Origin of the sequence: Micromonospora sp. C31, from assembly GCF_018070575.1 — a bacterium.
GTDB lineage: Bacteria > Actinomycetota > Actinomycetes > Mycobacteriales > Micromonosporaceae > Micromonospora.
Genome location: NZ_JAGPXN010000020.1, coordinates 110,465 through 130,453, shown reverse-complemented (window position 1 = coordinate 130,453; position 19,989 = coordinate 110,465). Strand labels below are relative to the sequence as shown.

Genomic DNA, 19,989 nt, shown 5'->3' with positions numbered 1-19,989 from the left:
GGCGCACCGGTCGGCCCCCCGGACGGGGATGCTGCGGGGGCGCCGACGTGTCCGGTGTGGTTCAGGCGCGGCCGCGGCGGGTGCGGACCTCCTGCAGCCGCTCGGCGAGGATGTCCTCCAACTCGGCGATGGAGCGCCGCTCCAGCAGCATGTCCCAGTGGGTGCGCGGCGGCTTGGCCTTCTTCTGCTCCGGCTCGTTGCCGTCGACCAGCCGGGCCACGCTGCCGTCGAACTTGCATTCCCAGGTGGTGGGGACCTCGGCGTCGACGGCGAACGGGACCTCGAACTGGTGGCCCTTGGCGCAGAGGTACTCGCGGGTCTGCCGCGGCGCGAGCTCCGTGTTGCGGTCGGATTCGTAGCTGACCGCGCCCAGACGGCTGCCACGCAGCATACGCTCGCCCATGATCGACTTCCCCTCGCTCGTGGTGCTGGTCTACTCGGTGTAACGGTCCGTTCCCGCCGGGCCATTCCCGCCCGGACGCCCGGGCGGGCCTGCACAAGGGTAGCCGGCCACGCCAGCCGACCGGCGGGGTCGCCCCGGGCCGGGTCGGGCGGGTGGAGTGTCTCGATGTGCCAACGGCGATGGTAGCCGCCCCGGCGCGGCGCAGGTCGCGGTGGCCGGTGACGCGCCGGGCGCCGCAAGAGGCTCGTCGTCACCCGCGGACGCGGCGGCAGTGGCCGCACCGTCGAGACGTCGGGACGCTGGCGGCCGGCTCAGGTCGCCGGGGTCGGTGGCAGTGGCAGCGGCAGACCCGGCAGCCCGTCGATGCTGCGGGCCACGTGGTCCTTGCCGGCGAAGTAGTCGCTCAGCGACGCGTCGTCCTCGCGGGCGAAGCGCCGGCCGTGCAGGTCGCGGTCGGCGTCGTACGACATGAACGGCACCGCGTAGCCGCAGGTGTCGCGGATCAGCTCGGCGCGTACGACGATGATCGCCCGCAGACCGTGCAGGCCGGGGTCGATGTCCGGGAAGTGCCCCATGAGCTGCGTCCAGCGGGGATCGTCGCGGAACACGGGCTCGCCGCGCCCGTGCACCCGCACGATGTTCGGTGGCCCGTCGAACGCGCACCACATGAGTGTGATCCGGCCGTTCTCCCGCAGGTGCGCGATCGTCTCGGCGTTGCTGCCCGCGAAGTCCAGGTAGGCCACGGTGTGTGTGTCGAGGACCGCCCACGAGCCGCGTAGCCCCTTGGGGGACAGGTTGATGGTGCCGTCGCCCGACAGGGGGGCCGTGGCGGTGAAGAACAGCGGCTGGTTCTCGATGAAGGTGCGCAGGCGGCCCTCGATGCGCTCATGTGTCTTTCCCACCCCGGCATCATGTCCGGCGGCGGCCCGCCCTGTCGCCCCGGGCGGTGCCGGTGCTCAACGTGTGGACGCGGCGACGCGCAGGCGGGCGCTGTCGGAGAGGAAGGGCAGCCGGCCGGGGCCGGCGCTGCCCGGCTCTGTCGGCGTGCCCGCCGGTCGGGGGGTGGCCGAAGCCACCAGGGCGGGGTGCACAGCGCCAGCCGCGATCTGCCAGCAACGCGGAGGCCGGTGGGCGTTCTGTCGGGCGGGGACGGCGAGGGCGGTGGGCGGTGGAGCGGGAGGACCGATCAGCAACTGACCCAAGCAAAGCCAAATATTAAGAAAATTAAGATCGGCCTCTTGAAAGTTAAAGATACGGCAGGTAGAACTTGGGGTATGACAGAGCAGGCGATGGACTGGCAGGAACTGACCAACCTGACCCGGGGCCAGCCGTTCGTCGTCGAGCGGGTACGCCTGACGGGCAGCGGCGTCGCGATCGAGGGCGAGTTCGAACTACCGCAGCTGGCTCAGCTCAACGCCGAGGACCAGGTCTTCGTCACGGCGTTCGTGCGGTGCCACGGCTCCATCAAGGAAATGGAGCGGATCTTCGGGGTGAGCTACCCGACGGTCAAGTCACGACTGAACCGGATCATGCAAATGCTCGACTTCGTCGAGACCGATCCGGCGCCGTCGCGGGCAGACGTCATCGATCGGCTGCGCCGCGGCGAGATCACCGCGCAGCAGGCAGTGTCCGAACTGGAGAGCCGCACGTGATGCCGCAGTCGATGACCGTACGGGTCCAACGCCCGGACGGTCGTCCCATCCGGATCTGGATCCCCATGCTGCCCGTCCTGCTCGTGTGCTCACCGGTCGTGCTGCTGGCCGTGCTGGTGGCGGCCGTGGCGTGCCTGGCGTACCGCGTCAGTGTGGTGCGCGCACTCGGCACCGGCTGGCGCGTCGTCTGCGCGTTGCCCGGCACCCGGGTCGACGTCGAGCAGCGCCGTACGGCTGTGCTCGTCACCATCCGATAGGGAGAGGTTCCGATGAACGAACAACGCAAGGACATCCTCGACATGCTCGCCGAGGGCAAGATCACCGCGGAAGAGGCCGAGCAGCTCATCGCCGCGCTCGAACGGGACCAGCCGCCGGGGGCGTCGAGCCTCGGCACCCGGCCGAAGAACAGGGCGAAGTACCTGCGGGTGGTGGTGGACACCGTCGAGAACGGCGAGCCGGGGCGGGTCAACGTGCGGGTGCCGCTGCAACTGTTGCGCGCCGGCGTACGGCTGGCGGCCCTGATCCCGCCGCAGGCCCTGGGCGAGGCCAACGCCGGCCTGAACAAATCGGGCGTGCCGTTCGACCTGACGCAGCTCAAACCCGAACAGCTCGAGGCGCTCGTGGAGCACCTCGACGAGATGACCGTGGAGGTCGACCAGCCTGATGCCAAGGTGCGTGTCTTCTGCGAGTAGGCGCCGTCCAGGTGGACGGACCCTCGCAAGGGTGCGGGAACACCCTCCCGAGGCCGCGTCCGCTACCGCAGAGCTGCGAAATCTGAAGTCTAGCCGCGCAGCCGCCGGGGTCGACATCGACACCGGGACCGCGAAGGCTCTCCCGGGCTCCGTCCGGGCCGCTCAGGTGCCCTGCCGGGCGGGGCCGGGGGCGCCGAGGTTGGCCAGGGCCGCGGCGAGGTGGCTGACCTGGTCGGCGAGTTGCGCCGTACGCCGCTGCGCCTCGTCGCGGTCGGTCTCGGCGGCGCGCAGCCGTACGGCCAGGTCGTCGACGCGGCCCTCGGCGGCGCTCGCGGCCTCGCGGGCGGCGGCCAGGTCGGCGCGCAGCGTGTCGTGCCGGCCGGCGAGGTCGGCCAGCTGGGCGCGGGCCTGCTCGGCGGTCGCCTCGGCGCGCTGCCGGGCGGCCTCGGCGTCGCGGCGGGTCGACTCGGCATGCTGCCGGGCCGTGTCGGCCTGGGCGGCGGTCGTGCGGGCGGCGGCGGCCTCGGCGCGGGCCTGCTCGGCATGCTCGCGGGCCTGTTCGGCTTCGGCGTGCAGGCGCTGCGCGCGGTCGAGGGCCTCGGTGGCGGCGCGCGTCGCCCGGTCGGCGTCGGCCCGGGCCGCGTCGCGCTCGGCGGTGAGTTCGGCGGCGCGGCGCCGCTCGACGTCGACCTCGACGCGCAGCGCGCGCAGCTCGTGGCGGGCCGTGTCGCGGTCGCGTTCGGCCTGGGTGCGCAGTGCCTCCGCGGCGCTGGCCTGCCGGCGGGCGTCGTCGCGGGCGGCCTCCGCCCGGTCGGCGCGCTCGACCGCCGCGGTGGCCCGCTCGGCGGCCCGTCGGGCCTCTTCGTGGGCGGCGTCGCGCTCGGCGGCGGCGGACCGGGCCTCCTCGCGGGCCCGCACGGCGGTCGCGGCGGCGTCCTCGGCGTCGCGGCGGGCCTCGTCGCGTTCGGTCTGGGCGGCGGCGACCTGCGTCGCGGCGTCGGCGCGGGCCTGCGCGAGCTGGCGTTCCACCCCGACCGGGGACAGCTCGGCGTGCAGGGCGTCGGCGAGGGTCTCCGCGACCTGCTCCAGCCGGTCCACCGCCTCCCAGGTGCGGGCCACCTGACCGGGCAGGCCGGGGGCGTTGCGGTGCCGCATCCGGCTGTTGCGTGAGGCCCGCTGGCAGGCGCCGTCGTTGTCGCGGCAGTAGCGGAACGGCCGGCCCGCGCCGACGCGCTGCGGCACCTGGCGTCCGCAGTGGGCGCAGGGGCGGGTCTCGGCGGGGGTGGGCTCGGCGTCCATCGAGGGCGCAGTCTACTGCCGGTCCGACCGGTCCGGCCCCCGGCCGCTCAGGCGGCCGTGCGGGCCGTACGGTCCAGGGTGTAGCGGCGTTGCAGCAGCAGCGCGACGAGCATCGCCGCCGCGGGCAGCAGCCCGAAGCCCCAGCGGATCGCGTCCAGCGCGCCGTCGGGCTGCGTGACGCCGGCCCCGGCGGTGGAGGCGACGAACCCGCCTGCCGCCAGGCACAGCGAGTACGCCCACGGGCCCAGCGCCGCGCCGGTGGCCTCGGTGGCGGTCCAGACCCCGGTGTACGTGCCGGCGGCGCCGCCGCCGGCACGGATGACGTCGGGCACCATCGAGAACGGCAGCAGTTGCATGCCGGCGAACGCGACGCCGAGCACCGCCACGGCGGCCACCAGCACCGGCAGCCCCGCCGGGCGGCCGACGGCGAGCACCAGCGAGCCGGCCGCGAAGGCGCTCTGGGCGCCCAGCAGCGCCCGCTGCTTGCCGAGCCGGCGGGCCAGCGCCAGCCAGGCCGGGGTGACCAGCAGTGCCGGGGCGACGAAGGCCGCGACCAGCACGGTGGTCAGCCCGGGGCGGCCCAGCTCGTACTCGGCGTAGTAGGGCACGCCGGCCAGCACCAGGTGGGTGGTCGTGGACATGGCCAGGTACGCGGCGACCAGCCACCGGAACTGCCGGTCGCGCAGCGCCACGGCGAGCCCTCGCCAGCCGCCGCCGTGCGGTGCGCCCGTCGCGGCGGCGGCGCGGCGCAGTCGGCTGATCCCGGCCACCCCGACCAGCATGGCGGCCAGCATCCCGACGGCCAGCAGCACGCCCATGCGTTGGTAGCCGCCCCGGGTGGCGTCCTGCCCGCCGGCCAGCAGCGGTGCCAGCAGCCCGGAGACGAGGATGCCGAGGGTCAGCACCACCATCCGGAACGCCATCAGGCGGGTCCGCTCGTGGTAGCCGATCCGCAGGTCGGCGGGGGTGGCCAGGTAGGGGACCTGGTAGGCGGCGAAGAGCAGGTTGCCGGCGACGAAGGCGAGCGCCACCCAGGCGGCGGCCGGCGCGCCGGTGAGGCCGCCGGGCACGGCGAACAGGGTGGCGAAGGCGAGCGGCAGGGCGCAGCCGATCAGCAGCAGCCGACGCCGGTCGCCCCGGCGTGCCTGCTCGACGTCGCAGCGGTGCCCGATCCACGGGTGCAGCAGCACGTCGGCGACCTTCGGCAGCAGCAGCGCCAGGCCGGCGAGCCAGGGGGCGACGGCGAGGACGTCGGTGAGGAAGTAGAGCAGCAGCAGGCCGGGGACGGTCACCCAGACGCCCATGCCGAGGGAGCCGGCGGCGAAGCCGAGCAGCGGCCCGCGGGGCAGGGTGGTGGTGTCGGTGCCGGCCTGCTGCTGGTCGAGCCCGGTCATGGCGGCCTCCTCGGCGGGCTCGCCGCCCGCAATCCAACGGATGCTGGATTGTAGGGGCAGAATGGCGGCCATGACCATGCCCCGCCGCCGACCCGGGCGGCCCCGCCGCGAGGAGACCCGTCCCACCCGGGAGGTGGTGCTCGCCGCCGCGACCGCGCTGTTCGCCCGGCGCGGCTTCGACGCCGTCGGGCTGCGGGAGGTCGCGGCGGCGGCCGGCGTGGACGTCGCCACGGTCTCGCACCACACGGGTACGAAGGCGCAGCTCTACGACGCCTGCTTCGCCCGGGTATTCGCCGCCGAGCGCGACGTGCTCGAGGCGGCGGCGGGGCGTGCCCGGCAGGCGCTCGACAGCGGGCCGGCCGAGGTCCGGCGGGCGCTGCACGACCTGGTGGACGTGTTCGTGGACTTCCTGGAGGACCGGCCCGAGACCACCGCGTTGTGGCTGCGTCGCTGGCTGGAGCCGCAGCGGCACGCCGAGCTCGACGAGCGCTACGCCGCCCCGCTGTACCGGCTCGTCGCCGACCTGCTCACCGCCGCCGCGGCGGCCGGCGCGCTGGTCGAGCCGGCGCCGCACGTGACGGTGCGCAGCCTGGTGTGGGCGGTGCACGGGCACGTGGTGGCGCTGGCCGCCGGCGGGGGCCCGCAGGCGCGCCAGCGGCGGGAGTTCCGGGCCTTCGTGCACCGTCTCCTCGACGGGTTGTACGGGCCGGCGACGCCTTGACGTGCCGCCCGCACCGGGTCCATTATCCAACAGACGTTGGATTAACGGGGAGGAGCCGACGATGGGTGCGCAGCCGGGCGTGGCGGTCATCGGCGCGGGCGCGGCCGGACTGGCCACCCTCAAGGCCCTCGCCGACGTCGGCGTGCCCGCCGTCGGCTTCGAGGCGGCCGACCGGGTCGGCGGCCTCTGGGTGTACGGGGCGCCCGGCTCGCCCGCGTACCGGACCCTGCACCTGAACACCAGCAAGGCGCGCACCCAGTTCGCCGACCACCCGATGCCGGCGCACTGGCCGGACTACCCCGACCACGCCCGCGTCGCCGGCTGGCTCACCGACTACGCCGAGCGGTTCGGGCTGCCCGACGCGGTGCGGCTGCGGCACACCGTCGACCGGGTCGTGCGCACCGACGACGGCCGGTGGACGGTGCACGCCGACGGGCCCGACGGCGGCGTCGAGGTCACCGTCGACGCCGTCGTCGTCGCCAACGGCCACAACCGGGTGCCGAAACCGCCCACCCCCGCGATCCCGGGCGACTGCACCGCCACGCAACTGCACAGCCACGCCTACCGGGGGCCCGAACAGCTCGCCGGCCGGCGGGTCCTGGTCGTCGGCGGCGGCAACTCCGCGATGGACATCGCCGTGGACGCCTCGTACGCGGCCCGGCGTACCCTGCTGTCGTTGCGCCGGGGCGTCTGGGTGGTGCCGAAACACCTCCTGGGCCGCCCGTCGGACACCCTCAACGGCGCCCTGGCCCGGCGGTTGCCGTGGCGGCTGCGCCAGCGCATCACCCAGCGGCTGCTCACCGCGACCGTCGGCCCACCCACCCGCTACGGCCTGCCCGCGCCCGAACACGGTTTCCTGCAGGACCACCCGACGCTCTCCGACGGGCTGCTTTCCCGGCTGACCCACGGCGAGATCGAGCCCCGCCCCGGCATCGCCGGCTTCGACGGCGAGCGCGTCACCTTCACCGACGGCCGCGTCGACGAGGTCGACCTGGTGATCTGGTGCACCGGCTACCGGGTGGAGATCCCGTTCCTCGACCCCGCACTGCTCGGCGGCGGGGCGGACACCCTGGCGCTGTACCGGCACGTGTTCCACCTCGACGCGCCCGGCCTGGCGTTCGTCGGGCTGATGCAGTCCACCGGCGCCGCGTTCCCGCTGGTCGAGGCGCAGGCCAGGCTGGTCGCGGCGCAGCTGTCCGGCCGCTACGCACTGCCCGGGGCGCAGGCGCGGCACGCCGCCTGCCGGGCCGAGCTGCGCGCCGCCACCGCCCGGTGGGGGCAGCGCCGGCCCGCCATGCGGGTGGACTTCGACGCGTACCTGGTCGAACTCAGGCGGGAACTCGCGGCCGGCGCCCGCCGCGCCCGCGCCACCGGAGCCACGGCGTGAGCGCGTTGGAGGGTCGCCGGGTGCTGGTCACCGGGGCCAGCGGCACCTTCGGCCGGCAGTTGTGCGCCGCGTTCACCGCCGCCGGGGCGCGCGTGGTGGGCATCGACCGCCAGCCGGGCAGCGTCGACGTCGAGGGCCGTCCGGGCGCCGTCGGCGGCGTGCCGGTGCTCGGCTGCGACCTGACCGACCCGGCCGCCGTGGCGCCGACGGTCGCCGCCGCCGTGGACCGGCTCGGCGGGCTGGACCTGCTGGTCAACAACGCCGGCGTCGGCGGCCCCGCCCCGGCCGAGCTGCCACCGGGCGAGGTGGTGCGTCAGCAGTTGGAGGTGAACCTGCTCGCCGCGTGGCGGACCACCGCCGCCGCGCTGCCCGCCCTGGAGGCCGCTCGCGGCCGGGTGGTCTTCGTCGCCAGCCGGATGGCGCTGCTGCCGCTGCCCCTGGCCGCCGCTTACGGGGTCAGCAAGCGGGCCCTGGTCGCCTATGCCGACGCGCTGCGCCACGAGGTGGGCACCCACGTCGGGGTGAGCGTCGTCTACCCGAGCATGGTCGCCTCGCCGATCCACGACAGCACCGCCGACGCCGGCCTGTCCCTGCGGGGGGTGTCCCGCCCGGAACCCGTGCAGGGGGTCGTCGCGGCGATCCTGCGCGCCGCGACCGCCCGGCGCGCACCCCGGGACGTGGCCACCACCGGGCGCGGGCGCCTGGAACTGGCCCTCGCCCGGCACGCGCCGGCGCTGGCCGACCGGCTCGTGCGCCGTACCGTCGCCGCCCGGATCGCCGCCGGGGACCTGGACGCCGCGCCGCTGGCCGCCGGGATGCGGCGCCGCCACCGCGCCGGCACCGGCTAGCGTGGCCGACGTGGCCATCTCCCCGTACGTCGCCCGGCTGCGCGCCCACGTCGGGCGCGGCCTGCTCCTGCTGCCCGGCGTCAGCGCGGTCGTGCGGGACGACGCCGGACGGGTGCTGCTGGCCCGGCGTGCCGACAACGGCGGCTGGTCGGTGCCCGCCGGCCTCATCGACCCCGGTGAGCAACCCGCCGACGCCGTCGTGCGGGAGGTGTACGAGGAGACCGGCGTGCACGTACGTATCGACGGGGTCGCCGGCGTCGCCACCCACCCCGTCGTCTACCCCAACGGCGACGTGTGCGAGTACCTGAACGTGTGGTTCCGCTGCCGGGCGGTGGGTGGCGAGCCGCGCGTCAACGACGACGAGTCCACGGAGGTGGCCTTCTTCGACCCGGCCGACCTGCCGGAGGTCAACGAGTGGGCGCGGCTGCGCATCGACACCGCGCTGCGCGAGGACGCCCCCGTGTGGCACGCCGGCCCCGGCGAGCGGCATCCGGCGCTCGGCCGCCCCGACGCGCTCTGAGCGCCCGACGCGCGCGTCCGGCCCCGAGCCCACCCGAGGCCCCGACGCCGACGGCCCGTCAATCCCGGGCGGCGAAGACCACCTCGAGCGGCGTCGCCGCCACCAGGTCCATCTCCCGCTGCCCGTACGGGCTGCGCACCCTCAGCCGCTGCGCGACGGGGGAGAGCAGGCGGGCCCGCACCCGCCCCGGCGACCAGGACAGCTCCTCGACGCCGACCCGGCCCCGGCACGCCACCCCGCGCAGCACCCCGGCGCCCAGGCCCGGAAGCACGGCCGGCAGCAGCCGCAGCAGCCCCGGGCGGGACTGCACCAGCGACTCGATCAGCACCGCCGGCAGGGCGTGCGCGGCGTCGGCGTTGTACGTCACCAGGCCCGGGTTGTGCGCGCTCATCAGCGACCGGAAGAACATGTCGTTGCCGAGGATCTTCAACAGGTTCGCCCGGGTCAGGGCGCCGTCGTGCAGGCGGGCGGCGGCCAGCGCCCGGTGCAGGCTGCCGTGCGCCGACAGGTTCTCGTCGCCGCGCAGGCTCAGCGCCCGGTGCGCGGCCCGCGCCAGCTCGGGGGTGTCGTCCGGGTCGATCTCGTCCAGCGGCCACACGGGGTAGAGGTGGCTGACGTGCCGGTGGTCGTCGTTGCCGTGGTAGCCGGGCCACGCCCACTCCGCCAACGCGCCGCGCCCGTCCACCCGGTACGCGGGCAGCCGCCGAAGCAGCCCCGCCCACCGGTCGACGCCGCTGACCTCGGCGGCGGTACGCAGGGCGTGCCGGGCGGCGGCGATGTCCATCGTGGCGTTGACCGCCACGTGCACGGCCCGCCCCCGCTCGTCGTACGGGCCGGTCTCCGCCGAGTACGACGGCACGACCACCACGGTGCCCGCCTCGTCGGTGACCGTCAGCAGATCCGCGAAGAAGTCCGCCACCTCCACCAGCCAGCCGGCGACCTCCCCGAGGGGCGCGCCGGTGACCAGGTGGTGCTCGTACAGCGGGTGCAGCAGCCAGTGCGCGCCGGGCAGCCACGCCGCGAACGGCCAGTCGGCGTGCAGGTGGAACAGGTGGCCGTGCTCGCCGTCGGTGCGGCTGGGCGCCAGCAGGCCCCGGGCGCCGTAGATCGCCCGCGCGTTGCGCCGCCAGTCGTCGACCTGCCCGCGCACCAGGTTGGCGTGGGCGGCGGCGACCTCCGGCAGGGCGCCCACGTTCGCGCCGGCCAGTTGCAGGTTCAGGTTGGCGTCGGTGGTGAAGTCACCGGCCCAGGCGGCGTCCCACGAGCCGAGCCACAGTCCGGTCAGCCGGGGCGGCAGCACCCCGCTGGAGCTGAGCAGCAGGTACCGCCCGGCGTGGAACAACCGCTCCAGCAGGGCCGGCTGGAGCGTGCCCGGGTCGGCGTCCTGCGCCGCGATCAGCTCACCCACGGGCAGTTCCCGCTGCGCCGCTGGCACTGCCAGGTCCAGGCTCACCCGCCGGTAGGCGCGGCCGTGCAGCGCCACGTGCCGGGCCAGCAGGCTGTCGTAGTCGTCGTCGGCGTGGGCGGCCAGCCGCTGCGCCAGGTCGCCGGTGCGCCACGGCGGCGCGTCGGGCCGGTCGAGCACCGTCATCAGCAGCGCCGGGCCGCGCACCACCACCCGGTCGCCGACGACCGCCACGTCGCCGCGCAGCAGGGTGAGCCCCTCGAAGCCGTACGCGCCGCCCGCGTCGGGGTAGCGGCCCCGCACCCGCAGGAACACCAGATCATCCCGGCGGTACGCGGCGACGGTGTAGCGCACCGACGCCGGCCGGCCGGGCAGGTCCCCGGTGACGCCCACCTCGCAGGCGCCCGCGTCGACGTGGGTGACCACCAGCGCGTCGGCGCGCGAGACGAACGAGCGCCGCCGCCCGTCGGCCCACTCGACGACGACCTCGCCGGTGGTGAACTCGGTGCGCCGCCGGTAGTCGTCGACCGGGCCGGGCGCAACGGCGTCGACGGTGAGGGCGAAGCCGGGGTGGAACGACTGCGTCCAGCGCAGCACCCCGTCGCCGGCGAGCAGCCGGCTGGCCTCGGCGCGCCGACCGGCGAGGATCAGCGCACGGACGCGGGGCAGCAGGGCGGCCAGCTCGGGCGGCCGGGCGTCGCGGGTGCCGTTGGGCAGCACGAAACGGTGGTGGTTGACGATGATGTGCTCGGCGTGCGGCCGGCCGTACACCATGATCCCGGCCTCGCCGTTGCCGGAGAGGAACGCGTCCTCCCAGCGCCCGGCGGGGGCGGTGTCGACGATGCGGTGCGCGGCCGGCGGCGGCCCGCCGGTCACCGGTCGGCCTTCGCCGTCGCGGCGGGGGCGGCGGTGCTGTCGCGTACCGTCAGCCGGGGCGGCAGCAGGGTGACCTCCGGCACCGCCTCGCCGTCGAGTTTGCCCATGAGCAGCGACACGGCCCGCGTGCCGATCTCCTCGGCGGGCACCGGCACGGCGGTGAGCATCGGGTGTGCCTGCTCGGCGAAGCGGTCCGGGCAGACGGCGACCACCGACACGTCGCGCGGCACCCGCCGGCCCAGGGTGGGCAGCGTGGCCAGCACCGGATCCACGGCGGCCTCGTTCTGCACGATCAGGCCCGACACGTCGGGATGGCGCTCCAGCAGGTCGGTGAGGGTGCGGCGGACGGCCACCGCGCTCTCCTCGCAGGGCAGTGTCACCGCGTCGACGCCGTGCCCGGCGGCGGCCTCCACCACGCCGGCGCGGGTGCGGTGCGCGAAACCCGTGCCCCGGTCGTAGACGGCGGCGGGCGCGCCGAGCAGCGCGACGCGCCGGTGCCCCAGCCCGGCCAGATGCGCCACGCACGCCCAGCCGGCACGGTGGAAGTCCAGGTCCACGCAGGTCAGGCCGGTGGCGTCGGCGGGCAGGCCGATGAGCACGCCGGGTCGGGCCAGCTCCCGCAGCAGCGGCACCCGGGCATCGTCCAGCTCCACGTCCATGACCAGCACGCCGTCGACCAGGGCGGTGGCGGCGACGCGCCGCAGGCCGGCGGGCCCCTCGTCGGAGGTGACCAGCAGCACGTCGTGGTCGAAGCGGCGGGCGGTGGTGACCACGGCCATGGCGAACTGCATCACCACGGGCACCTGCATGCCGGCGCGCAGCGGCAGGACCAGCGCGATCACGTTGGCCCGGCGGCTGGCCAGGGCCCGCGCGCCGGCGTGCGGGTGGTAGCCGAGCAGCCGGATGCTGGCCAGCACCCGGTTGCGGGTGACCTCGGAGATGGCGCGCTTGCCGCTGAGCACGTACGACACGGTGCTCACCGCGACCCCGGCGTGCCGGGCGACGTCGGCGATGGTGGGCTGCTCGGGCGACGGGCGCCCACGCGACCCGCTCACCGCGCCCGCCCCGACGCCGGCACGGCCGTCCGCCCGTCGGGCGTCTCGTCGCCGCGTACGGTGAGGGCGCCGACCAGCCGCACGTCGCGCGCGCAACGTCCGACCAGGACGGTGTGGGTGGCGTCCTCCACGACGCGGCGGCCCCGGGTCTCGTCCCACCAGCTCAGCTCGGCGGTACGCAGCCGCAGCCGGACCACCTGCCGCTGCCCGGGTGCGAGGCTGATCCGGGCGAAGTCGCGCAGCTGGCGCAGCGGCTGCTTGACGCGGGAGCGGCGCTGGCGGGTGTAGAGCTGCACGACCTCCTCGCCGGGACGGTCGCCGGCGTTGGTGACCTCGACGCTCACCTCGACCTCTTCGCCCACGGTGGCTTCGGTGGCGCTCAACCGCAGGCCGGCGTAGTCGAAGCGGGTGTAGCTGAGCCCGTGGCCGAACGGGTACAGCGGGTCGCCCCGGTGGTACAGGTAGGTGGCGTCGGAGCCGATCACGTCGTAGTCGAGCAGGTCGGGCAGCTCGGCGGCGTCGGCGTACCAGGTCTGGGTGAGCCGGCCGCCGGGTTCGGCGTCGCCCACCAGCACGTCGCCCAGCGCGGTGCCGTGCTCCTGGCCGCCGTGCGCGCACCACAGCACCGCCGGCAGGCGCGTGCCGACCTGCCCGAGCGCGTACGGGTAGCTGCTGGTCACCACCAGCACGGTGCGCGGGTTGGCGGCGTGCACGGCCCGCAGCAGCGCCTCCTGCCCGGTGGGCAGGGCCAGGTCGACGCGGTCCTCGGTCTCGCGGCCGTTGACCATCGGGTGGTTGCCCAGCACCACCACCGCCACGTCGGCGTCGGCGGCCAGGGCGGCGGCCTGGGCGGCCCCGTCGGCCAGCAGGTCCACCGTGAACCGGGTCGCGTCGCCCGGCGTCGGGGCGTCGGCGTTGAGCCGCCCGTGCGCGTCGACGGCGACGTACCGGCCGGAGGCGAGGTGGTGCAGCAGCACCGTGCCGCCGGGCCCGTCGTGCAAGCGGAAGGTCTCCCGGACCACCCAGCCGCCCGGCCCCGGGCGGTCGTTGGCGAGCGCGCCGGCCTCGTCGGCTCCGACGTGGCGGCCGTTGCCCACGGCGCGCAGCGCCACCACGTCGCGTCCCCAGTCGAAGACGTCGAACGCGGCGGCGTCGGCGCCGACGGTCAGCGCGCCGCCGTCGCCGGTGTCCGGGCAGCCGACGTACCGCTCGCCGACACGCAGCGCGATCCGGTCGACGCCGGGGTGGGTGCTGACCGCGGCCAGCCGCCCGACGAGCCCCTGGTACGCGGTGACCGTGTACGGCGGGGTGCCGCTGTACCAGTCGGTGTGCACGGCGTCGGCCAGCGGGCCGAGCACGGCCACCCGCAGCCCCGGGGCGGTGAGCGGGAGCAGCCCGTCGTTGCGCAGCAGCACGATCGACTGGCGGGCGGCCTCCCGGGCCAGGTCCCGGTGCGCGGGGCGGTCGACGGTGTCCGGCGCGACGCCGGCGAAGGGGTCGTCGCCCGGCGGGTCCAGGTCGCCGAGGCGGACCCGGACGGTGAGGATCCGCCGCACGGCGCGGTCCACGTCGGACACGGCGATCAGCCCCCGGTTCAGCGCCGCTGTCAGCCGCGCGACGGTCGGGGCGCTGTCGGCGTCGTCCTCGGTGAAGCTGTCGATGCCGGCGCGCAGGGCGGCGGCGTAGCCGTCGACGTGCTCGGGCAGGTGGCCCTGGACCCCGGCGATGTTGGTCACCGCGCCGGCGTCGCCGACCACCATCAGCTCCCCGGGCGCCCAGCGGCGCAGCTCGTCGGCGATGAGCGGGCTCAGGTGTGCCGGCACCCCGTTGACCAGGTTGTAGGAGGCCATCACGGCCACGGCCGCGCCGGCGGCCAGCGGGGCGCGGAAGGCGGGCAGCTCGTACTCGTGCAGCACCCGGGGGGACAGGTCGCTGGACGTGGTGGCCCGGTCGGTCTCGTTGTTGTAGCCGAGGAAGTGCTTGACGGTCGGCGCCGTGCGCAGCCGGTCGGGGTGCTCGCCGCGCAGTCCCTCGGCGTAGGCGGTGGCGAGCCGGCCGGTCAGCCACGGGTCCTCGGACCAGCCCTCCTCGTTGCGTCCCCAGCGGGGGTCGCGCAGCGGGTTGACCACGGGCGCCCAGACGTTGAGGCCGACCCGCTCGGGGTCGGCGTGGTGCTTGGCGCGGACCTCGTCGCCGACGGCGGCGCCGACGGCCCGGACCAGCTCGGGGTTCCAGCTGCTGGCGAGCCCGAGCGTCTGCGGGAAGACGGTGGCCTCGCCGAGCCACGCCACTCCGTGCAGCGCCTCGGTGCCGGTGCGGAACGGGGGCAGGCCGAGCCGGGGCACGGGTGCCTGCCACTGGTGCAGCAGGCCGAGCTTCTCCGGCAGGGTGAGCCGGCCCAGCAGGTCGTCGACGAGGGCTTCCGGGGCGGGGGCGCAGTGGTGGGTCATGGGGTCGGGGTCGCCTTCCGTGGGTCCACCCGACGCCTGTGTCGAAGCGCTTCGACGAACGGTGGCGCGAGCGGCATCGCCGTGTGAGGGAGGTGGCGGTCGCCGGCCCGGAAGCGGTGAAGCGCTTCGACGACTGCCCGAGACATGCCGCCCGGGTGCCCGAACCACGAGGCGGCGGTTCGAGGTTGGCACCCCGGCCCGGTGGCGGTCAAGGCCCGGTGGCCCTCCGGATCACGCCGCGGGCAGCCGCCCCGACTCGACGGTGGCGAGCGCGGCGGTGGCGCCGCCGAGCGCGGTGGCGGACGAGTCCAGGGTGGAGGCGTCGAGCAGGCAGCCGCCGGCGGCCGGGGCGTGGGTGCGGGCGGCCAACTCCGCGCGGGCCGCCGGCAGCAGCCAGGGCGCCAGGGCCGTGAAGTGCCCGCCGAGGACGACGGCCTGCGGGTTGAGCAGGTTGGCCAGGACGGAAGCGGCGTGCCCGAGGTGGCAGCCGACGTCGGCCAGTCCGGCCAGGACGGTGGGGTCGCCCTGGCGGGCCAGCGCCTGGATCCGCTCGATCTCCGGCAGGAAGTCGGTGACCGGTCCGTCCTGCTGCGTGTCGGGCAGGAGGCGACCGACCACCGCAGGCAGCCCGGCGTACGCGTTCAGGCAGCCGCGCCGCCCGCACGCGCAGCCGGGACCGGCCGGGTCGAGCGTCAGGTGCCCGACCTCGCCGGCGAACCCCCGTCCGCCGCGCAGCAGCCGGCCGTCGGCGACGATCCCCGCGCCGACCGAGGCCCCGCCGGTGAGATGCACGAGGTGGGCGGCTCCGGCGTACGCGCCGTGGCGGTGCTCGGCGAGGACGGCGAGGTTGGCGTCGGTGTCGACGTCGACGGTGAGGTCCGGCTCGCGCAGCGCGGCGCGCAGGTCGCCGGCGAGGGCGACGTCCCGCCAGCCCAGCGCGGTGGCCCGGGGGACGGCGCCGTCGGGGCCGACGAGGCCGGGCACGCCCACGGCGAGGCCGAGGACCTGGCGGCCCTGCCCGGTAAGCCGGGTGATCGCCCGTCGGGCCAGGGCCGCCAGCGCCCGGATGGTCTCGGCGGGCGAGGACGCCGGCGCGGCGAAGGCGCGGCGCCAGGTGAGCAGCCGGGTGCCGGCCAGGTCGATGGCGACCACCACCAGCTCGTCGGCGCCGATCTGCATGCCCAGGGCCGCGTACGCGGCGCCGTCGAGGACGAGCATCGTCGCGGGGCGGCCGACCCGGTTCTCGGTCAGCCCGGTCTCGCGCAGCAGCCGCCGCTCGATCAGCTCGCCGACCAGGCTGGACACGGTGGCCTTGTTCAACCCGGTGTGCGCCGCGATGTCGGCCCGGGAGCAGGGGGCGTGCCGGCGTACGTGGCGCAGCACCAGGGCGCGGTTGGCTGTCCGGACGTCGCCGAGGTCGCTCGGCCGCGGTTCGTTGTGGCTGCTGATCACGATCTGTCCGCTCCCTGGGCGACGGTGCGCGATTCCGGTGGTGCCGGGCGCCCCATCATCGCGTACGTCGCGGGGGTCGCTGTCTTGTGGGACGGATCACCGTCGATTAGTTTGTTCGGTTAGAACCCCAACTAATTCTAGACCGATCCGCGCGGTCCGCGACACCGCCACCGAAGACGAAGGGAGTGCGCCGTGCAGCCGTCCCCGCCGGGCGCATCCACCGACCGCCGGTCCCTGCTCCGCCTGCTCGGCCTCGGCGCCGCCGCGACGGTGGGCGCCACAACCCTGGCCGGTTGCAGCAAGGAGGCCGGCAGCAGGGGCAGCGCCACCAAGGCCGACGCCATCCGCTCGGTGCTGCCCACCCACAAGCCGGCCGAGCTACTCAAGCCGGACATCCCCGGCGAGGGGCCGATCCCCGACGGCTATCTCAGCTACCCCCGTACCCTCGTCGACGCGGTCACCGAGCAGCCCGGCCGGGGTGGCCCGCCGATCCGCACGATGAGCCCGTGGTGGGGCCCCGCCCCGCCGACGGTGGGCCGCAACTCCTACCTCGCGGCCGTCAACGCCAGGCTGGGCGTCGAGGTGGACCCGAGTCTGCAGGACGGCACCACGTACGCCGACAAGCTCAACGCCATGCTCGGGGCCCGCGACGTGCCGGAGCTGCTCAGCGCCCCCAACTGGGAGGTCGACAAGGTCGCCCGGTTCTCCGACGCGGTCAGGGCGCTCTTCGAGGACCTCACCGAGCACCTCAAGGGCGACGCCGCCGCGAAGTACCCCTACCTGGCCGCGCTGCCCACCGGCGCCTGGGAGTACTCGGTGTGGGGCGGACGGCTGTACGCCGTGCCGTTCCCGACCGACGGGCCGTTCGCGTACGCCCTGTTCCACCGCGCCGACCTGCTCGCCCGCGCCGGCCTGACGGCGCCGAAGTCGCCCGAGGAACTGCACGAGCTCGGCCGTCAGGTCACCGATCCCGCCAAGGGCGTGTGGGCCTTCGGCAGCGTCTTCGAGATGGTGCAACAGTTCTTCGGCTGCCAGCAGACCTGGCGAAGGAAGCCCGACGGCGGCCTGGAGCACAAGTTCGAGAACCCGGCCTTCGCGGCCGCCCTGGAGTTCACCGCCAAGCTGTTCGCCGACGGCCTGGTGCACCCCGACACCGTGGCCAGCAAGGGCGCCGACGAGAAGCAACTGTTCAAGGCCGGCAAGATCCTCATGTACCAGGACGGCCTGGGCGCCTGGCAGGGCATGCAGGGCGAGCGGGTGAAGGAGCTGCCCAGCTTCGACATGCAGCCGCTGCCGGTCTTCGGCGCCGCCGGGGCGCAGCCGGTCATCTGGGGCAGCGAGAAGCCGGTGTTCTACACCTTCGTCCGCAAGGGCCTGGGCGCCGAGCGCGTCGACGAGCTGCTGCGGGTGCTCAACTGGTGCGCCGCGCCCTTCGGCAGCCGGGAGTTCGAGCTGCGCGAGTACGGCGTGGAGGGCCGGCACTTCACCCGCTCGGCCGACGGCAGCCCCGTCCCCACCGAGCTGGGCCGCAAGGAGCTGGGGGCGCAGTACACCCACATCGGCGGCCGGGTCCCGGTCAAGGTGCGCAGCGGGGACACCCCCGACTACGTACGCGACTACCTGGGCTACTACCAGAAGAACATCGCCCTCATGGAGAAGGACCTCTTCGCCGGCATCAAGCTGGAACTGCCGGCCAACTGGTCGAAGATCATCCAGCCGACCGACGACAAGATCCGCGACATCCTGCGGGGCCGACGCCCCGTCGGCGACCTGGCGCAGGTCCGCAAGGAGTTCCTCGCCGCCGGCGGCGAGGAGGGGCGCGCGTTCCACGAGAAGGCGCTCGCCGACAACGGCCGATGAGCGCCCCGGTCACCGCCGGCGCGGTCGACGCGCCGGCGGCCACCGGCCAGGACCCGTCCGCCGGCCGCACCCCGCCCGTGCGGGTCCGACGTCGGCGGCGCGACCGGCTGCGCCGCGACTGGCCGCTGCTGGCCATGACGGCGCCGGCCGCGGCGCTGCTGCTGGTCTTCCACTACCTGCCGACGCTGGGCAACGTCATCGCCTTCCAGGACTACAACCCGTTCGTCGGCGACGACCCCGTCGAGGCGTTCTGGCACAGCGAGTGGATCGGCTTCGGCAACTTCGAGGCGCTCTTCGGTGACCCGCTGTTCTGGGACGCGGTGCGCAACACCCTGACCATCACCGCGTTCCAGCTCGTCTTCTTCTTCCCGCTGCCGATCCTGCTGGCCGTCCTGCTCAACAGCCTGGTCTCCGCGCGGCTGCGTGGCTTCGTGCAGAGCGTGGTCTACCTGCCGCACTTCTTCAGCTGGGTCCTGGTCGTCACGTTCTTCGTGCAGATGCTCGGCGGGGCCGGGCTGCTGGCCCAGGAGATGCGCGAGGCCGGCATGCGGCCGTTCGACGTCATGACCAACCCCGACACGTTCATCGTGCTGGTCACCGCCGAGGCGGTGTGGAAGGACATCGGTTGGGGTGCCATCGTCTTCCTGGCCGCGCTCGCCGCGATCGACCCCAACCTGTACGAAGCGGCGGCGGCCGACGGGGCCGGCCGGTGGCGGCGGCTGTGGCACATCACCCTGCCCGGCCTGCGCCCGGTGATCGTGCTGCTGCTCATCATGCGCCTCGGCGACGCGCTGTCGGTCGGCTTCGAACAGTTCATCCTGCAACGCGAGGCGGTCGGCCGGGAGGCCGCGGAGGTACTGGACACGTTCGTCTACCACCAGGCCATCAGCACCCAGCAGTGGGGCCTCGGCGCCGCCGCCGGGCTGTTCAAGGCCGTGGTCGGGCTGGTCCTCATCCTCACCGCCAACAAGGTGGCGCACCGCCTCGGCGAGCAGGGGGTGTACGCGAAATCATGACCGCGCAGCTCAGTGGCACCGGCCCGAACCTCGACGCGCGGCGGCGGCGGTCCCGGCGAGCCGCCTGGGAGGAACCGCCCACGGCGGCGGGCACCGTGGCCAAGGGCGTCGTGCTCACGCTGCTCGTCGCGGCCGTGCTCGTGCCGCTGTGGGCGGTGCTGGTGACCAGCCTCGCCTCGCGGGACACGATCGACACCGCCGGCGGGATGGTGATGGTGCCCCGTGAGATCGACCCGTCGGCGTACGTCACCATCTTCAGCGGCGGCCAGATCACCCGGGCGGTGTGGATCAGCACCCTCGTCACGGTGCTCGGCACCACGGTCAGCCTCGTGCTCACCGTGCTGGCCGCGTACGGGCTGTCGCGGCCCGGGTCCGTGGGGCACCGGGGACTGCTCTTCTTCTTCCTGCTGACCTTCCTGATCTTCCCCGGTCTGGTGCCCAGCTACCTCGTGGTCACCGGCCTCGGGCTCAAGGACAGCATCTGGTCGCTGATCCTGCCCAGCGCGATCAGCGTTTTCAACCTGGTGGTCATCCGGGCGTTCTTCATGAACGTGCCCGGTGAGCTGCTCGACAGCGCCCGCATCGACGGCGCCGGGGAGTTCCACGTCCTGGCGCGCATCGTGCTGCCGCTGTCCAAGGCGGTGATCGCCGTCGTCGGCCTCTTCTACGCCGTCGGCTACTGGAACGCGTACTTCAACGCGGTGCTCTACATCGACGACAACGACAAGTTCCCGATCCAGCGGGTGTTGCAGAGCTACATCCTCGCCGGGCAGTCGCCGAACGTGTCCGGCGCGGCGGTCAGCCTGCCCGGCGTCACCGCGTACCCACCGACGCTGGCGGTGAAGATGGCGGTGGTGGTGGTGACCGTGATCCCCGCGCTGATCGTCTACCCGTTCGTGCAGCGGCACTTCACCAAGGGCGTCATCACCGGCGCGGTGAAGGGCTGAGCGCCGCGACGC

At 74.9% G+C, this 19,989-nt stretch carries 18 protein-coding genes; 10 read left to right on the top strand and 8 right to left on the bottom strand.

Translation table 11 applies throughout. The features are described 5' to 3' along the window. Window positions 1–61 precede the first annotated feature (61 nt). Together KBX06_RS23305 and KBX06_RS23300 are read right to left on the bottom strand one after the other, a co-directional pair. Entirely contained in the window at window positions 62–403 is a 342-nt protein-coding gene (locus KBX06_RS23305) for an RNA polymerase-binding protein RbpA (RefSeq protein WP_007460094.1), read from the bottom strand. A gap of 311 nt (window positions 404–714) precedes the next feature. Then, entirely contained in the window at window positions 715–1,305 is a 591-nt protein-coding gene (locus KBX06_RS23300; RefSeq protein WP_210838604.1) for a pyridoxamine 5'-phosphate oxidase family protein, read from the bottom strand. A 225-nt stretch (window positions 1,306–1,530) separates the two neighbouring features. Between KBX06_RS23300 and KBX06_RS23295 the strand changes: the two genes are divergently transcribed. The 3 genes from KBX06_RS23295 to KBX06_RS23285 are packed head-to-tail and all read left to right on the top strand — an operon-like array spanning window position 1,531 to window position 2,747. Beyond that, window positions 1,531–2,055, top strand: a complete 525-nt coding sequence (locus KBX06_RS23295) for a DUF2089 domain-containing protein (protein WP_307854735.1) — start codon at window positions 1,531–1,533, stop codon at window positions 2,053–2,055. An 11-nt stretch (window positions 2,056–2,066) separates the two neighbouring features. Further along, window positions 2,067–2,312, top strand: coding sequence for a hypothetical protein (locus KBX06_RS23290; RefSeq protein ID WP_247686491.1), 246 nt, complete (start codon window positions 2,067–2,069; stop codon window positions 2,310–2,312). A 12-nt stretch (window positions 2,313–2,324) separates the two neighbouring features. Continuing rightward, window positions 2,325–2,747: a hypothetical protein gene (locus tag KBX06_RS23285; protein ID WP_210838601.1), complete on the top strand. Its 423-nt coding sequence runs from the start codon at window positions 2,325–2,327 to the stop codon at window positions 2,745–2,747. A gap of 162 nt (window positions 2,748–2,909) precedes the next feature. Here the strand turns inward: KBX06_RS23285 and KBX06_RS23280 are convergent, their stop codons facing one another. Then, window positions 2,910–4,046, bottom strand: coding sequence for a hypothetical protein (locus tag KBX06_RS23280; RefSeq protein ID WP_210838599.1), 1,137 nt, complete (start codon window positions 4,044–4,046; stop codon window positions 2,910–2,912). 47 nt (window positions 4,047–4,093) lie between these two features. Beyond that, on the bottom strand, window positions 4,094–5,440 hold the full coding sequence (locus KBX06_RS23275; RefSeq protein WP_210838597.1) for an MFS transporter: 1,347 nt from the start codon (window positions 5,438–5,440) through the stop codon (window positions 4,094–4,096). Window positions 5,441–5,510: 70 nt separating this feature from the next. On the opposite strand from KBX06_RS23275, the gene KBX06_RS23270 reads away from it, so the two are divergent. The 4 genes from KBX06_RS23270 to KBX06_RS23255 all read left to right on the top strand — a co-directional run bounded on the left by KBX06_RS23270 (window position 5,511) and on the right by KBX06_RS23255 (window position 8,916). Beyond that, window positions 5,511–6,161 carry a TetR/AcrR family transcriptional regulator gene (locus KBX06_RS23270; protein ID WP_305798309.1) on the top strand — a complete coding sequence of 217 codons (651 nt, stop codon included), beginning with the start codon at window positions 5,511–5,513 and terminating at the stop codon, window positions 6,159–6,161. Window positions 6,162–6,222: 61 nt separating this feature from the next. After that, the gene (locus KBX06_RS23265; protein WP_210838595.1) at window positions 6,223–7,548 is read left to right on the top strand and encodes an NAD(P)/FAD-dependent oxidoreductase; all 1,326 of its coding nucleotides are present in this window, start codon (window positions 6,223–6,225) and stop codon (window positions 7,546–7,548) included. Continuing rightward, the gene (locus tag KBX06_RS23260) at window positions 7,545–8,396 is read left to right on the top strand and encodes an SDR family oxidoreductase (protein WP_210838593.1); all 852 of its coding nucleotides are present in this window, start codon (window positions 7,545–7,547) and stop codon (window positions 8,394–8,396) included. Before KBX06_RS23265 ends, KBX06_RS23260 begins: the two co-directional genes overlap by 4 nt. 10 nt (window positions 8,397–8,406) lie before the next feature. Further along, window positions 8,407–8,916 carry an NUDIX domain-containing protein gene (locus KBX06_RS23255; protein WP_210838592.1) on the top strand — a complete coding sequence of 170 codons (510 nt, stop codon included), beginning with the start codon at window positions 8,407–8,409 and terminating at the stop codon, window positions 8,914–8,916. A gap of 58 nt (window positions 8,917–8,974) precedes the next feature. Here the strand turns inward: KBX06_RS23255 and KBX06_RS23250 are convergent, their stop codons facing one another. The 4 genes from KBX06_RS23250 to KBX06_RS23235 all read right to left on the bottom strand — a co-directional run bounded on the left by KBX06_RS23250 (window position 8,975) and on the right by KBX06_RS23235 (window position 16,154). After that, entirely contained in the window at window positions 8,975–11,197 is a 2,223-nt protein-coding gene (locus KBX06_RS23250) for a glycoside hydrolase N-terminal domain-containing protein (protein ID WP_210838590.1), read from the bottom strand. After that, on the bottom strand, window positions 11,194–12,252 hold the full coding sequence (locus tag KBX06_RS23245) for a LacI family DNA-binding transcriptional regulator (RefSeq protein ID WP_210838588.1): 1,059 nt from the start codon (window positions 12,250–12,252) through the stop codon (window positions 11,194–11,196). Before KBX06_RS23245 ends, KBX06_RS23250 begins: the two co-directional genes overlap by 4 nt. Then, window positions 12,249–14,702 carry a glycoside hydrolase family 3 C-terminal domain-containing protein gene (locus KBX06_RS23240; protein WP_210838586.1) on the bottom strand — a complete coding sequence of 818 codons (2,454 nt, stop codon included), beginning with the start codon at window positions 14,700–14,702 and terminating at the stop codon, window positions 12,249–12,251. The genes KBX06_RS23245 and KBX06_RS23240 overlap by 4 nt, the downstream gene beginning before the upstream one ends. Before the next feature lie 231 nt (window positions 14,703–14,933). After that, window positions 14,934–16,154: an ROK family transcriptional regulator gene (locus KBX06_RS23235; protein ID WP_307854734.1), complete on the bottom strand. Its 1,221-nt coding sequence runs from the start codon at window positions 16,152–16,154 to the stop codon at window positions 14,934–14,936. 192 nt (window positions 16,155–16,346) lie between these two features. Here KBX06_RS23235 and KBX06_RS23230 point away from each other — a divergent pair, with 192 nt between their 5' ends. Genes KBX06_RS23230 through KBX06_RS23220 form a run of 3 tightly spaced genes read left to right on the top strand, consistent with a single transcriptional unit; the run spans window position 16,347 to window position 19,977 of the window. Continuing rightward, window positions 16,347–18,014 (top strand): extracellular solute-binding protein, encoded by a 1,668-nt coding sequence (locus KBX06_RS23230; RefSeq protein WP_210838584.1) that lies wholly within the window; start codon window positions 16,347–16,349, stop codon window positions 18,012–18,014. Next, the gene (locus KBX06_RS23225) at window positions 18,011–19,030 is read left to right on the top strand and encodes a sugar ABC transporter permease (RefSeq protein WP_210838582.1); all 1,020 of its coding nucleotides are present in this window, start codon (window positions 18,011–18,013) and stop codon (window positions 19,028–19,030) included. The genes KBX06_RS23230 and KBX06_RS23225 overlap by 4 nt, the downstream gene beginning before the upstream one ends. Further along, window positions 19,027–19,977 (top strand): carbohydrate ABC transporter permease, encoded by a 951-nt coding sequence (locus KBX06_RS23220; RefSeq protein ID WP_210838580.1) that lies wholly within the window; start codon window positions 19,027–19,029, stop codon window positions 19,975–19,977. Before KBX06_RS23225 ends, KBX06_RS23220 begins: the two co-directional genes overlap by 4 nt. Window positions 19,978–19,989 lie beyond the last annotated feature (12 nt).

What these genes read in the sequence shown, in the direction of transcription:
- KBX06_RS23305 (WP_007460094.1), bottom strand. Translation starts at nt 403, where the DNA reads ATGGGCGAGCGTATGCTGCGTGGCAGCCGTCTGGGCGCGGTCAGCTAC.
- KBX06_RS23290 (WP_247686491.1), top strand. Translation starts at nt 2,067, where the DNA reads ATGACCGTACGGGTCCAACGCCCGGACGGTCGTCCCATCCGGATCTGG.
- KBX06_RS23285 (WP_210838601.1), top strand. Translation starts at nt 2,325, where the DNA reads ATGAACGAACAACGCAAGGACATCCTCGACATGCTCGCCGAGGGCAAG.
- KBX06_RS23280 (WP_210838599.1), bottom strand. Translation starts at nt 4,046, where the DNA reads ATGGACGCCGAGCCCACCCCCGCCGAGACCCGCCCCTGCGCCCACTGC.
- KBX06_RS23275 (WP_210838597.1), bottom strand. Translation starts at nt 5,440, where the DNA reads ATGACCGGGCTCGACCAGCAGCAGGCCGGCACCGACACCACCACCCTG.
- KBX06_RS23270 (WP_305798309.1), top strand. Translation starts at nt 5,511, where the DNA reads ATGACCATGCCCCGCCGCCGACCCGGGCGGCCCCGCCGCGAGGAGACC.
- KBX06_RS23265 (WP_210838595.1), top strand. Translation starts at nt 6,223, where the DNA reads ATGGGTGCGCAGCCGGGCGTGGCGGTCATCGGCGCGGGCGCGGCCGGA.
- KBX06_RS23240 (WP_210838586.1), bottom strand. Translation starts at nt 14,702, where the DNA reads ATGACCCACCACTGCGCCCCCGCCCCGGAAGCCCTCGTCGACGACCTG.
- KBX06_RS23225 (WP_210838582.1), top strand. Translation starts at nt 18,011, where the DNA reads ATGAGCGCCCCGGTCACCGCCGGCGCGGTCGACGCGCCGGCGGCCACC.
- KBX06_RS23220 (WP_210838580.1), top strand. Translation starts at nt 19,027, where the DNA reads ATGACCGCGCAGCTCAGTGGCACCGGCCCGAACCTCGACGCGCGGCGG.